Below are 13320 nucleotides of genomic sequence, written 5' to 3'. Positions count from 1 at the left end.
TGACTCCATGGACTGGCTTCAACGCCCATGGTTCATGGCCGTCTGCAGGCCGAGCAGGACCAGATTATCCACTTTTTCCAGCGCCGTATCGCCCAGCCGCAGGTAAGGCGCCAGCAGCACGCCGGCACCACCGGACAGCAGGCAGCGCACCCGCGCCTGGGGTCGCACAAGCTGGCGTTGCACCAGCGCATGTTCGATCGCCCCGACCTGGGCGGCGATGCAACCGGAAACGATGGCGTCCACCGTATTGTCGGCAAATACCTTCTCGGGCGGTGCCGCGCCATCGATGCGTGGCAGTTGCGCGGTGTTCAGCGCCAGAGAGGTGGCCATGGTGCCGAAGCCGGGCAGGATCATGCCGCCCTCGAACACACCAGCGGCACTGAGCACGTCGATGGTCGTGGCCGTACCACAGGTGACCACCAGCAATTCCTCGTCGGGAAATAGCGCGCGCGCGCCGATGGCGGCGGCGAAACGGTCACAACCGAGTTGGCCGGGATGGCGATAGCCGTTGCGCACGCCGGCACGCTCGGCGGTGGAGGCAAACCATTCGACGATGACGCGCGGCCCGAAAGCCTCCTGCAAGACTGCCTGCAGGCTGTCCCGCAACGCCGGGCCGGCCACGTTGGAGACGCACACCTGCATTCCTGCAGCCGGCACCACCATGCCCGACCAGGCCTGCAACAGCGTGGCCACGTCGGCGCGCTCGACCGCGCCCTGCTGCAGCCAGCCGCCCGTCACGGCCGTGTCCACGCTGGACAGGGCCCACTTGATACGGGTATTGCCGGCGTCGATCAGCAGCATCATCCGTCCTGCAGGCGCAACGACAGGTCACCGGCCAGTACCTCGACCTGGCCCAGCTCGGTATCCATCAGGAAGCGACCCATCATGTCCACCCCAACGGCGGTCCCCTCATGGACCACGCGACCGTTGTCGACGATCTTGACGGCCTGTCCGGCGTAGGCGTGGAAGGCTTCCCAGCGCTTGACAAAGGCACCGAAGCCGCGTTGTTCGAACTCCTCCAGCACGCCGGCCAGGGCGCTGGCGATGATGGCCAGTACCGTCTCGCGGGGCGCCTTCTGCAATTCGGTCGCCGCCCCCACCGGACGCTGCAGCTCGTCGGCCAGGCCCACCGGCACGGCCAGGTTGATACCAATGCCGATCACCGCCCAGGTGGCGTCACCGCGCCCACCGTCGGAAGCGGTCTCGATGAGGATGCCGGCCAGCTTGGCGCCGTCGCGCAGCACGTCATTGGGCCATTTCAGCTGCGGGCGCACGCCGAACACTTCGAGCGCCTCGGCCAGCGCCACGCCGATGGCCAGCGGCAGGCCCAGTAGCGCATGCGTGGGCCGCTGCAGGCGCCAGGCCAGCGAAAAGGTCAGCGAATCCTCGGGGACCGCGCGCCAGGGACGGCCGGCACGGCCGCGACCAGCGGTCTGGCGGTCCGCCACCAGCAACAGAGGGCGTTGCAGGCTGCTCAAACGCTGCATCAGGTCGACGTTGGTGGAACCGGTCTGGGCCACCGCCTCGACGTCGATGCGTTGCTGGCCATCGCGGTCGGAACCGGCCAGCAACATGCCGATGCGCTCGGGACGCACCAGCGGCGCCGATTCCGATTCGGCGGGCATGGGAAAAGTCAGGGTCATAGCGCGCATTGTACCGGCAGACAGTGTCCGCGCGGCGGGCCAGGGGCAGTAGGGACGGCAGGGGCGGCGGCCCGCGAAATCGGTTACCCTCTGGCGCATGCCAGCTCCAACCGATTCCGCCGCCAACAGCGAGGCCAACCGCACCCGCGCTCCTGCTGCGCCGACCGCGTCTTCCTTTGCGCGGGTCAGCCTGCTGGTCTATGCCCTGCTGATCGTCTACGCCAGCTGGTACCCCTTCAGCGGCTGGCGCGACATGGGCATCAAACCCTTCGACTACCTGGGCGCGCGGCTACCCTATTACTGGACCGCCTTCGACGTCTGGACCAATGTCGCCGGCTACGCGCCCCTGGGAGCGCTGCTGGTGCTGGCCATGTATCCGCGCATCCGGCCGTGGTGGGCCGTATGGCCGGCCATGCTGGGCGGGGTGCTGCTGTCGGCCTGCATGGAGGCGGTGCAGACCTACCTGCCGACCCGGGTACCCTCCAACCTCGATCTCTTGACCAACTCTGCCGGGGCCGCGCTGGGCGCCGTCCTGGGGGCGCTCTGCAGCCGCTATTTCCTGCACGAGAGCCGCTTCCTGCTGGTGCGGCGGCGCTGGTTCTCGGGTGAAGCCAGCCGCGGACTGGCGGTGGCGGGCCTGTGGCCGCTGGCGCTGATCTATCCCCAGAACCACCTGTTCGGCCTGGGTCATCTGGTGCCCCCCTTGTCGGCCTTCTTTTCCGACCTGCTCGATACCCCCATCGACCTGGCCACCACCTGGCTCAACAGCGCCCAGCTCAGTGCCGAGCAGTACTGGCTGGCCGACGTCATCGTCACTGCCTGCGGCCTGACCGGGGCCGCCTTGCTGTTCCTGCTGCTGTTGCGCAGGCAGGCGCCACGACGGCGGCTGGTGGCGCTGTACCTGCTGGCCTGCATCGCCGCCAAGTCGCTGGCCTGCGCGCTGTTCTTCGCGCCCCAGAATGCCTTCATCTGGATTTCGCCCAGCGCCGTGGGCGGGATCATGCTGGGCACCCTGATGATCGCAGGCCTGACCTGGGCGCCACCCACGGCACAGCGACGCGTCGCCGCGCTGGCGCTGATCCTGAGCCTGGTGGTGACCAATGCCGTACCGGCCAACCCCTACTACCTCTCCACGCTGGAGACCTGGGTACAGGGCAAGTTCCTCAACTTCGACGGCGCCGCCCAGTTCCTGTCGGTCCTGTGGCCCTTCCTGGCGATCTGGTTCCTGTTCCACCCGGTGCACCGCAGGCAAGTCTGAGCGGGGTGTATCATTGACGCTTTGCCGGCCCGCGCCGGCAGCGTCGCCACTGTCCAGAGGTCTTCATCCATGAGCGATCAACCCTACTACGAACACCACGTCTTCTTCTGCCTGAACCAGCGCAAGCCGGGCGAGCGCACCTGCTGCGCCGACAAGGGCGCCCAGGCAGCCCAGGAACATGCCAAGAAACGCATCAAGCAACTGGGCCTGTCGGCACCCGGCAAGGTCCGCATCAACAAGGCCGGCTGCCTGGAGCGCTGCGAAGAAGGCCCGGTGGTGGTGATCTACCCGCAGGGCACCTGGTACACCTACGTCGATAACGAAGACATCGACGAGATCATCGACAGCCACATCGTCGGTGGCAAGGTAGTCGACCGCCTCAAGATCTAGCCTCTCCGCCCCCTCTGTTTAGCAAGCTAGCAACATGAACGCACACACCCAGAATTTCATGATCGCAGGCGCCGTCGGCCAGCTCGAATGCGCACTTGACCTGCCTGACCCCGAACTCTTCGCCGCCCCGGTCGGCCTGGCCCTGGTGGCCCATCCCCACCCGCTCTATGGCGGAACCATGGACAACAAGGTCGCACAAACCCTGGCCCGCACCTTCCTGGCGCTGGGCTATGTGGCGGTACGCATGAATTTCCGTGGCGTGGGCAAGTCAGAGGGCGTGCACGACCATGGCGCCGGGGAGACCGACGACATGGCCCTGCTGCTGCAACACATGCGCAACCAGTATCCGGACCTGCCGCTGGCGCTGGGCGGATTTTCCTTCGGTACCTTCGTCCAGGCCCAACTGCAGCAGCGCCTGCTGCAACAGGATGCAGGCTCGGCTGCCGAGCGCCTGGTGCTGGTCGGCACCGCCGCTGGCAAGTGGCCCATGCCACCGGCTCCGGCCAATACCATCCTGATCCACGGCGAGCAGGACGACACCATTCCCCTGACCGCCGTACTGGACTGGGCCCGCCCGCAGGAACTGCCGGTAGTCGTCATTCCGGGATCGGACCATTTTTTTCACCGCAAGCTGCAACATATCAAAAACGTCGTGGTCGAAAGCTGGCATCGCCGCCCGGCGCAGCTTCAGGCCTGAGCGTTTTTCACCGACGGCCCGAAGGCACGGCGGCGCTGTGAAGCACAGGGCGCCATGCCGGTTTCGTGAGGGGATTTTCGGGGTGAAGATCCATTCAATTGGGAACGAAGCCACATGACGTTTATAATTCAGTGCGTGCAGCCGGCCCGGTGTCCTCGGCGCCTTCGCCACGCTGCCACCTCACACTGAGCCTGCCCTGCCTTACTCTCTTTTCAAACCAACAGCTACGATGTCCCCCCGTGCTGGCAATTTTTCTTAGGCACCGATGAAAAAGCTTCTCGCGGCGCTCGCCGCAACCGTCCTTTCCGTTTCCGCCCTTACCGCTTCCGCCCAGAGTCTGCCGCCGCCTACCGTGGCTGCCAAGAGCTGGCTGCTGCTGGATGCCTCGGCCAACCAGGTGATCGCCTCCGCCGATCCGGACACCCGCGTGGAGCCAGCCTCGCTGACCAAGCTGATGACCGCCTACCTAGCCTTTGCCGCCCTGCGCGACAAGCGCCTGAGCCTGGAACAGGAAGTCAGCGTCTCGGTCAACGCCTGGAAGGTCGACCCGAGCAGCTCCAAGATGTTCATCGAGCCCAACAAACCGGTCTCCATCGACAACCTGCTGTACGGCCTGATCTCGGTCTCCGGCAATGATGCCGCCGTGGCCGTGGCCGAAGCGGTCTCCGGCACCGAAGACGCCTTCGTGCAGTTGATGAACCGCGAAGCCCAGCGCCAGGGCCTGACCAATACCCACTTCAGCAACCCGCACGGCCTGCCCAGCGCGGACACCTATACCACCGCGCGCGACCTGGCGATCCTGTGCCGCAACCTGATCAACGACTTCCCCGACTATTACAAGCGCTACTACTCGGTCAAGAAGTTCACCTACAACAACATCACCCAGCCCAACCGCAACCGCCTGCTGTGGCTGGACCCGACGGTGGACGGCATGAAGACCGGTCACACGTCCAGCGCCGGCTATTCGCTGATCACCTCGGCCCATCGCCCGGTGCCCAACGGCGAGCGCCGCCTGATCTCGGTGGTGATCGGTACCGTCTCCGACCAGGTCCGTACGCAGGAAAGCCAGAAGCTGCTGAACTGGGGCTTCCAGAACTTCGACGCCGTCAAGCTGTACGCCAAGGGCCAGCCGGTCGATACGCCTGACGTGTGGAAGGGTTCGCAGGGCAAGATCAAGGTCGGCTTCAAGAACGATGTCTACATCACCATCCCCAAGGGCAGCGCCGACAAGGTCAAGACCAAGCTGGATCGCAACGATCCGCTGATCGCTCCGATCTCGGAAAACGCCAAGATCGGTACCCTGAAGGTGACCATCGATGACAAGACCGTGGCAGAACTGCCGGTAGTGGCACTGGAATCGGTGGGTCCGGCCGGCTTCATCGGCCGCGCCTGGGATTCGCTGCGCCTGATGTTCAAGTAAGCAGGTCTTCCGGCTGCTTCGGCCCCCAGCAAAACGCCATCGAGCAATCGATGGCGTTTTTTTATGCCTACTGGATAGGCATGCGATGCGTGAAATGCGTGAGATGCCGACTCCGATGCAGGCATCCCACAAACAAAAACGCCACCGGAACGAACCGGTGGCGTTTTGTTCAGGACTGCGATGATGCTCAGGCAGCCACGGCTTCCTTGGTCACGGCCGGCGCGACATCGTCAGCCGAGGAGCGAATCAGGTGATCGAAGGCCGACAGGGCTGCAGTGGCGCCAGCACCCACGGCGATGACGATCTGCTTGAACGGCACGGTGGTCACGTCACCCGCTGCAAACACGCCGGGAATCGAAGTCTGGCCACGGGCATCGATCTCGATCTCGCCATGCTTGGACAGCGCCAGCGTTCCCTTCAGCCATTCGGTATTGGGCACCAGGCCGATCTGGACGAACACGCCTTCCAGTTCCACGTGCTTGACCTCGCCGGTATCACGCTCCTTGTAGCTGATGCCGTTGACGCGCTGGCCATCGCCGGTGATCTCGGTCGTCTGCGCCGAGGTCACGATGGTGACATTGGGCAGGCTCTTCAGCTTGCGCACCAGCACTGCATCGGCCTTCAGTTCAGCAGCGAACTCGATCAGGGTCACATGGGCGACGATACCGGCCAGGTCGATGGCCGCTTCCACGCCCGAGTTGCCGCCGCCGATCACCGACACGCGCTTGCCCTTGAACAGCGGACCATCGCAGTGCGGGCAATAGGCCACGCCCTTGTTCTTGTATTCCTGCTCGCCCGGCACGTTCACATTGCGCCAGCGGGCGCCGGTGGACAGGATCACGGTCTTGCCCTTCAACACGCCGCCGTTGGCCAGCTTCACTTCGATCAGCTTGTCGCCCGGCACCAGGGCCTCGGCGCGTTGCACGTTCATGATGTCGACGTCATACGCCTTGACGTGCTGTTCCAGCGCGGTGGCAAATTGCGGGCCCTCGGTTTCCTTCACCGAGATGAAGTTTTCGATCGCCAGCGTATCGAGTACCTGGCCGCCGAAACGCTCAGCCACCACACCGGTACGGATACCCTTGCGGGCGGCGTAGATTGCAGCAGCTGCACCAGCAGGACCACCGCCGACGATGAGCACGTCGTAGGCTTCCTTGGCGCTCAGTTCCTCACCCTTGCGGGCGGCGGCGCCGGTGTCCAGACGGGCGAGGATTTCTTCCACGCCGGTACGGCCCTGGCCGAACACTTCACCGTTCATGTACACGGTCGGCACGGCCATGATCTGGCGTTGCTCGACTTCACCCTGGAACAGCGCGCCATCGATGGTCACCGAGCGGATGCGCGGGTTGATGATGGACATCACGTTCAGGGCCTGCACGACTTCCGGGCAGTTCTGGCAGGTCAGCGAGACATAGGTCTCAAAGCTGTAGTCACCATCCAGGTTCTTGATCTGCTCAATGACCTTGTCGTCGAGCTTGATCGGGTGCCCGCCCACTTGCAGCAGGGCCAGCACCAGGGAGGTAAATTCGTGGCCCATCGGGATCGCGGCGAATTCGACGCTGATATCGGTCCCGGGGCGGTTCAGTGTGAACGACGGGGTACGTGCGTTCGCGCTGGAGTCGCGTTGCTCGACCAGCTTGATGCGGTCCGACAGCAGCACGATTTCCTGCAGGAGTTCCTGCATCTCACGGGACTTGGCGCCATCATCGAGCGACGCGACGATCTCGATCGGGTGGCTGACCTTTTCCAGATAGGCCTTCAATTGGGTCTTGAGATTGGCATCAAGCATGATGATTACTTCCTAGTTGGGAGATTCGAGTCTTCTGGAGCACGGCTTGGCCCTTGTGGGGATCCGCCGCTGGCCCAAAAGGGGCCGCTCCAGACAGTTACTACAGGATAAATTTTGCGCGTATTTCTACGCGTATTTAATTGTCGAGTGGGCGTAGCGAGCGGCCCGAGGTCTGCGGGAGAAGCGCAACCGTACTTCAGTACGGTGAGCATCGCAGCGCAGAGATCGGGCCGCGCAGTAGCCCAATCGGTAATTAAATCTTGCCGACCAGATCCAGGGACGGCTTCAGGGTGGCAGCGCCTTCTTCCCACTTGGCGGGGCAGACTTCACCCGGGTGCGAGGCGACGTATTGTGCAGCCTTGACCTTGCGCAGCAGTTCCGAAGCGTCACGGCCGATGCCGTTGTCATGCACTTCCATGACCTTGATTTCGCCTTCCGGATTGATCACGAAGGTGCCGCGCAGTGCCAGGCCTTCTTCTTCGATCAGCACTTCGAAGTTGCGTGCCAGGGTAGCGGTCGGGTCGCCCACCAGCGGGTACTGGACCTTCTTGATGGCGTCGGAGGTGTCGTGCCATGCCTTGTGGGCGAAGTGGGTGTCGGTGGACACGCCATAGACTTCAACGCCCAGCTTCTTGAATTCAGCGTAGTTGTCGGCCAGATCTTCCAGTTCGGTCGGGCACACGAAGGTGAAGTCCGCCGGGTAGAACACGAACACGGACCACTTGCCCTTCAGGGTGGCTTCGGTGATGTCGACGAACTTGCCATCGTGGTAAGCAGTTGCCTTGAACGGTTTGATAGTGGTGTTGATCAGGGACATGTCGATTTCCTTTTAAGGGGGGTTGAGTGAAGCGATGGGTTGAATAGTAGAACGCCAAACAAAATAGATCAATTTTATTTAATCAATACTTTTGATTGGATTTAACTATCAGTCGTAGAGGCGAGGCTATCGGACTCGCCAGCGACCGGCAAACAGCCCGGGCACCCGGATCACATGGCGGCACGGCCTGCAGATGCAAGCGCGACGCGAGCCAAAATCCGATATCGATCGCTTAAGATGGAGCACTTTCGACGCTCCGGCCGACGTCTGACCGGGGAGCAGCGAAAGTGGGAGCAATGTTACTGCAAGCCTGCCGTTCTTGTGCAGCCGCACAAGCCGACCAATCCTGACGCCCTGCCCGAGATGAGTGATTCCCGACCGCAAGCCGGCCAACGCGCCGATTTTCCGCATTTCCACCCGATCCAGACGCGCTGGATGGATAACGACGTCTATGGTCACGTCAACAACGTCGTCTACTACAGCTGGTTCGATACCGCCGTGAACTACTACCTGGTGCAACAGGGCGTGCTGGATATCGAGCACGGGGAAGTCATCGGCCTGGTCATCGAGACCCATTGCAATTATTTTGCGTCGGTCGCCTTTCCGGATGCGATCGAGGTCGGCGTGCGGGTGGCACACATGGGGCGCAGCAGCGTGCGCTATGAACTGGGGATCTTCAAGGCCGGCGAAGAGCTGACGGCGGCACGCGGCCACTTCGTGCATGTCTATGTGGATCGCGCTACGCGGCGGCCGGTGGAATTGCCGGCCACGCTGCGTCAGGCGCTGGCCGGCCTGATACAGAGCTGATCCGAGGCTGAACCGCAAAAGAAAACGCCTGCCGCATCGCTGCGGCAGGCGCTTCTCGTCTTCTCCGTACCGGTCAGCTTAGGCTGCCAGCTTCTTCTCCAGCTTGTCCTTCACGCCCTGCAGTTCGGGCGGCAGCTTGTGCTTGAGCTTGTCGAACAGTTCCGCATGCAGCTCCAGTTCCTTCAGCCAGGCGGCCTTGTCGATGGAGGTGATGGTGGAGAACTGCTCGGCGCTGAAGTCCAGGCCTTCCCATTGCAGGTCATCGAAGCGCGGGGTGACGCCAAACAGGTGCTCGACACCGCCGGTCTTGACGCCTTGCGGGTCTTCGATGCGGTCCAGCATCCACTTCAGCACGCGCATGTTGTCGCCAAAGCCCGGCCAGACGAACTTGCCGTCGGCATCGGTGCGGAACCAGTTGACGCAGTAGATCTTGGGCAGCTCGGCCGGGGAGGCGGCGATCTTCTTGCCGATGTCCAGCCAGTGCTGGAAGTATTCGCTCATGTTGTAGCCGGCGAAAGGCAGCATGGCGAACGGGTCACGACGCACCACACCCTGCTGGCCGACAGCCGCAGCGGTGGTTTCCGAACCCATGGTGGCGGCCATGTAGACACCCTCGACCCAGTTGCGGGCTTCGGTCACCAGCGGCACGGTGGTGGAACGGCGGCCACCGAAGATGAAGGCCGAGATCGGCACGCCGGCCGGATCATCCCAGGCCGGGTCGATCACCGGGTTCTGGGTGGCGGCGACGGTGAAGCGGGCGTTCGGGTGAGCCGCCTTGCGGCCGGTTTCCTTGCCGATTTCCGGCGTCCAGTCCTTGCCCTGCCAGTCGATCAGGTGGGCCGGGGCTTCCTTGGTCATGCCTTCCCACCAGACATCGCCGTCATCGGTCAGCGCCACGTTGGTGAAGATGGTATTGGCCGAGACAGAGGCCATGCAGTTGTAGTTGCTCTTCTCGTTGGTGCCCGGGGCCACGCCAAAGTAGCCGGCTTCCGGGTTGATCGCATACAGGCGGCCATCGGCACCGGGCTTGATCCAGGCGATGTCGTCACCGATGGTGGTGACCTTCCAGCCGCCGAAGGCCTTGGGCGGGATCAGCATGGCGAAGTTGGTCTTGCCGCAGGCCGAGGGGAAGGCCGCTGCGACGTAATGCTTCTTGCCCTCCGGGGATTCCACGCCCAGGATCAGCATGTGCTCGGCCAGCCAGCCCTGGGCGCGGCCCATGGTGGAAGCGATGCGCAGCGCGAAGCACTTCTTGCCCAGCAGCGCGTTGCCGCCGTAGCCGGAGCCGAAGGACCAGATTTCGCGGGTTTCCGGGTAGTGCACGATGTACTTGGTGGCATTGCACGGCCAGGGCACGTCCTTCTGCCCGGCGGCCAGCGGTGCGCCCACGGTGTGCACGCAAGGCACGAACTCGCCATCGCTGCCCAGCACGTCGTACACCGCCTTGCCCATGCGGGTCATGATGCGCATGTTCACCGCCACATAGGGCGAATCCGACAGTTCCACGCCGATGTGGGCGATGGGCGAACCCAGCGGGCCCATCGAGAACGGCACGACGTACAGGGTACGGCCGGCCATGCAACCATCGAACAGGCCGTTCAGGGTCTGGCGCATCTCGGCCGGGTCGGTCCAGTTGTTGGTCGGGCCGGCGTCTTCCTTGTTCTTGGAGCAGATGAAGGTGCGGTCTTCCACGCGCGCCACGTCGGACGGATCGGAGCAGGCCAGGTAGCTGTTGGGACGCTTTTCGGCGTTCAGCTTCTTCATGGTACCGGCGGCGACCATTTCGCCGCACAGGCGGTCATATTCTTCCTGGGAGCCATCGCACCAGTAAATGCGAGCCGGCTTGGTCAGCGCGGCGATTTCGGCGACCCAGTTGATCAGTTTCTGGTGTTTGACGTAGGCGGGGGCGTTCACTGCGGGAATGCCTGCCATGAGGGGTTGGTTCATATGCTACCTCCAATGCCACTAAGTTGATGAATTCGGTTGGCACGGCAGGATCGTCGTTTCCAGGCGATGGGGTGTTCACATCAGGCTGCGAGACGGCGGTCTTGTCGATGGCGACCGCCTCGCCGAGGCCGGCCACCTTGCCCGTCACCGTGGGCGGCGGCGGGTTTTGCTCACTCTTCGACAGTCGAGAATGCAAGAAAGTGGCAGCGATTGTACCCCGATAAAAAAGAATTTACGCAAATTTGTAGCGAAAAATACCCGACTTATGTAGTAGGTAATTACAAATCAAAAAAATTCTGTTTTTTCATTACTGGGGCGCATAACATCGATTTCGTTAAAAACCGCATGAAGACTGGATTTGCGAGGGATTGCGGGCGATTCGTCATTCACGATGTGAATATCTCGCGCAGAAATTCGACGAAAACTTTCACCTTGGCGGTTTCCCGACGTGTGGGCTGGTAGAGCGCGACGATATCGGGACCAGCCGCCTGCCATTCGGACAGCACCGGTAGCAGACTGCCCTCCTGCAAGGCCGGAGCGAGGGTCACCGACATCTGCTGGATGATGCCGCAACCGGCCTGGGCGGCCGCCACCATCGACTCGACGTGATCCATCATCACCAGGCCCCGGGGAATATGCGAGCTTTCCTTCCCCTCATGACTGAAGCGCCAGGGACGGACCATGCGCGTACGCGGATTGAGAAAGCCCAGGCAGGCAAACTGGTCCAGTGCGTCCGGCGTTTCCGGCCAGCCGTATTGCTGCAGGAAGGCCGGCGCGGCGCAGCACAGGTAACGGGTCGCGGCCAGCTTGCGCGCCACCAGACCCGAGTCGCCCAGCGCACCGATGCGCACCAGCACGTCCACGCCTTCTTCCACCATGTCGACCATGCGGTCGCTGACGGTGATGCGCAGCTCCAGCTCCGGGTACTGGCGCAAGAAACGTGGCAGCGCGGGTGCCACATAGCGGCGGCTGATGACGCTGGGCAGGTCGACCCGCAGCACACCGGCCGGACGGGTATCGGAGGCACGCAAGCCGGCCTCCAGCTCGCCCATGTCCGCCAGCAGTCGCAGTGCCTGCTGGTGGCAATGGCGACCTTCTTCGGTGAGCGACATGCTGCGCGTGGTGCGGTTGAGCAACCGCACCTTGAAATGTGCCTCCAGGGCGGCGACGTGGGTGGTCACCGAGGAGGTCGACATCGACAGTTTCTCGGCCGCCCGACTGAACGCGCCAGCCTCGACCACGGTACAGAACACCTTGAGCATGTCCAGCCTGTCCATCTTTTTCTCCCCGGTTTGGTTGTCGTCATCCGTTAGCGAGATTCTAGGGCCTCACGACGCCGCGATTATCCGCAAACCCGCAATTCTGACTTCGGTCGCGCCCGGTTTTTCCGCTGGCCCGGGCTGCCTAGACTGCGTGCATCGACCTCACCGCCACCTGGCGCATGGCGATATCCACCCGTCCACCCAGTCTCAAGGAAGCCATCATGACCCACGCCATCCCTGCCACCATGCAAGCCGCCGTCCTCACCCGCTTCGGCGCACCACTCGACATCACCGACATCGAAACACCCAGCCTGCGCCCCGGCCAGGTGCTGGTACGCATCGCTGCCAGCGGCGTCAACCCGCTCGATACCAAGATCCAGGCCGGCAATGCCGCCCACGCCCAGACCCGCCTGCCGGCCATCCTCGGCATGGACATGGCTGGCGTGGTCGAATCCGTGGCGCCCGGTGAAACGCGATTTTCGCCCGGCGACGAAGTCTTCGGCATGAGCGGCGGCATCGGTGGCGTCCCCGGTTCGCTGGCGCAGTTCGCCGCCTTCGATGCCGATCTGCTGGCCCACAAGCCCCGCACGGTGTCCATGCGCGAAGCCGCCGCGCTGCCGCTGATCTTCATCACCGCCTGGGAAGGCCTGGTTGACCGCGCCCGCGTGCAGCCAGGGCAGAAGGTATTGATCCACGGCGGCGCCGGTGGCGTGGGCCACGTGGCCGTGCAGATCGCTGTCGCCCTGGGTGCCGAGGTCTATGCCACCGGCAGCGCCGACCAGAAGACCGTGATCGAGAGCCTGGGCGCCACCGCCATCGACTACCGCGCCCAGGAGGTGGAGCAGTACGTGCAGCAGTACACCGGCGGCGAGGGCTTCGATGTCATCTACGACACCGTCGGCGGCGCGACCCTGGATGCCTCGTTCGCGGCCGCCCGGCGTTACCTCGGTCATGTCGTCAGCTGCCTGGGCTGGGGCGTGCACAAGCTGGCGCCGCTGTCGTTCCGGGCGGCCAGCTATTCGGGCGTCTTCACCCTGCTGCCGCTGCTGACCGGGCAGGAGCGTGCGCGTCACGGCCGGATCATGGCCGAGGCCGCCCGCATGGTCGATGCCGGGCAGTTGCGCGTGCTCACCGATACGCATCGCTTTACACTGGAGCAGGTCAACCAGGCCCACGCGCTGGTCAGCGAAGCTCAGGCCCGGGGCAAGGTGGTCATCGATATCGCCCGCTAGGGTCAGCTCGTGCCGAATCCTGGCAATCGCTTTATGATGGACGCCCACGCCGGCCACC

At 63.6% G+C, this 13320-nt stretch carries 12 protein-coding genes; 6 read left to right on the top strand and 6 right to left on the bottom strand.

The genetic code is table 11. The annotated features are described in order from the left end of the window. Positions 1 to 18: 18 nt before the first annotated feature. Together HFRIS_RS01360 and HFRIS_RS01355 are read right to left on the bottom strand one after the other, a co-directional pair. Positions 19 to 804: a type III pantothenate kinase gene (locus HFRIS_RS01360; RefSeq protein ID WP_039873830.1), complete on the bottom strand. Its 786-nt coding sequence runs from the start codon at positions 802 to 804 to the stop codon at positions 19 to 21. Further along, a complete protein-coding gene (locus HFRIS_RS01355; RefSeq protein ID WP_006461411.1) occupies positions 801 to 1643 on the bottom strand; it encodes a biotin--[acetyl-CoA-carboxylase] ligase in 843 nt (280 codons plus the stop codon). The genes HFRIS_RS01360 and HFRIS_RS01355 overlap by 4 nt, the downstream gene beginning before the upstream one ends. Positions 1644 to 1740: 97 nt before the next feature. Here HFRIS_RS01355 and HFRIS_RS01350 point away from each other — a divergent pair, with 97 nt between their 5' ends. The 4 genes from HFRIS_RS01350 (at position 1741) to HFRIS_RS01335 (ending at position 5408) form a co-directional block, all read left to right on the top strand. Continuing rightward, positions 1741 to 2901 carry a VanZ family protein gene (locus HFRIS_RS01350; RefSeq protein WP_006461410.1) on the top strand — a complete coding sequence of 387 codons (1161 nt, stop codon included), beginning with the start codon at positions 1741 to 1743 and terminating at the stop codon, positions 2899 to 2901. Positions 2902 to 2970: 69 nt separating this feature from the next. Beyond that, positions 2971 to 3291 (top strand): (2Fe-2S) ferredoxin domain-containing protein, encoded by a 321-nt coding sequence (locus tag HFRIS_RS01345; RefSeq protein WP_006461409.1) that lies wholly within the window; start codon positions 2971 to 2973, stop codon positions 3289 to 3291. Positions 3292 to 3325: 34 nt separating this feature from the next. Beyond that, on the top strand, positions 3326 to 3988 hold the full coding sequence (locus HFRIS_RS01340) for an alpha/beta hydrolase (protein ID WP_006461408.1): 663 nt from the start codon (positions 3326 to 3328) through the stop codon (positions 3986 to 3988). A 265-nt stretch (positions 3989 to 4253) separates the two neighbouring features. Next, positions 4254 to 5408 (top strand): D-alanyl-D-alanine carboxypeptidase family protein, encoded by a 1155-nt coding sequence (locus HFRIS_RS01335; RefSeq protein ID WP_039873826.1) that lies wholly within the window; start codon positions 4254 to 4256, stop codon positions 5406 to 5408. Between the two features lie 187 nt (positions 5409 to 5595). Here HFRIS_RS01335 and ahpF read toward each other — a convergent pair whose 3' ends face one another. Both ahpF and ahpC read right to left on the bottom strand, forming a co-directional pair. Next, a complete protein-coding gene (ahpF, locus tag HFRIS_RS01330) occupies positions 5596 to 7197 on the bottom strand; it encodes an alkyl hydroperoxide reductase subunit F (RefSeq protein ID WP_006461406.1) in 1602 nt (533 codons plus the stop codon). 253 nt (positions 7198 to 7450) lie between these two features. Continuing rightward, positions 7451 to 8014, bottom strand: a complete 564-nt coding sequence (gene ahpC / locus HFRIS_RS01325; RefSeq protein WP_006461404.1) for an alkyl hydroperoxide reductase subunit C — start codon at positions 8012 to 8014, stop codon at positions 7451 to 7453. Between the two features lie 363 nt (positions 8015 to 8377). Here ahpC and HFRIS_RS01320 point away from each other — a divergent pair, with 363 nt between their 5' ends. Next, positions 8378 to 8821: an acyl-CoA thioesterase gene (locus tag HFRIS_RS01320; RefSeq protein WP_006461401.1), complete on the top strand. Its 444-nt coding sequence runs from the start codon at positions 8378 to 8380 to the stop codon at positions 8819 to 8821. 78 nt (positions 8822 to 8899) lie between these two features. Here the strand turns inward: HFRIS_RS01320 and HFRIS_RS01315 are convergent, their stop codons facing one another. Next, on the bottom strand, positions 8900 to 10768 hold the full coding sequence (locus HFRIS_RS01315) for a phosphoenolpyruvate carboxykinase (GTP) (protein WP_006461399.1): 1869 nt from the start codon (positions 10766 to 10768) through the stop codon (positions 8900 to 8902). A gap of 386 nt (positions 10769 to 11154) precedes the next feature. Beyond that, on the bottom strand, positions 11155 to 12045 hold the full coding sequence (locus HFRIS_RS01310) for a LysR family transcriptional regulator (protein WP_006461397.1): 891 nt from the start codon (positions 12043 to 12045) through the stop codon (positions 11155 to 11157). A gap of 206 nt (positions 12046 to 12251) precedes the next feature. Here HFRIS_RS01310 and HFRIS_RS01305 point away from each other — a divergent pair, with 206 nt between their 5' ends. Further along, positions 12252 to 13262, top strand: coding sequence for a zinc-dependent alcohol dehydrogenase family protein (locus HFRIS_RS01305; protein ID WP_006461395.1), 1011 nt, complete (start codon positions 12252 to 12254; stop codon positions 13260 to 13262). Positions 13263 to 13320: the final 58 nt, after the last annotated feature.

The sequence above is a fragment of the Herbaspirillum frisingense GSF30 genome (assembly GCF_000300975.2).
GTDB lineage: Bacteria > Pseudomonadota > Gammaproteobacteria > Burkholderiales > Burkholderiaceae_D > Herbaspirillum > Herbaspirillum frisingense.
The sequence above is the reverse complement of the archived record's forward strand: the minus strand, read 5'-3'. Positions and strand labels throughout refer to the sequence as shown.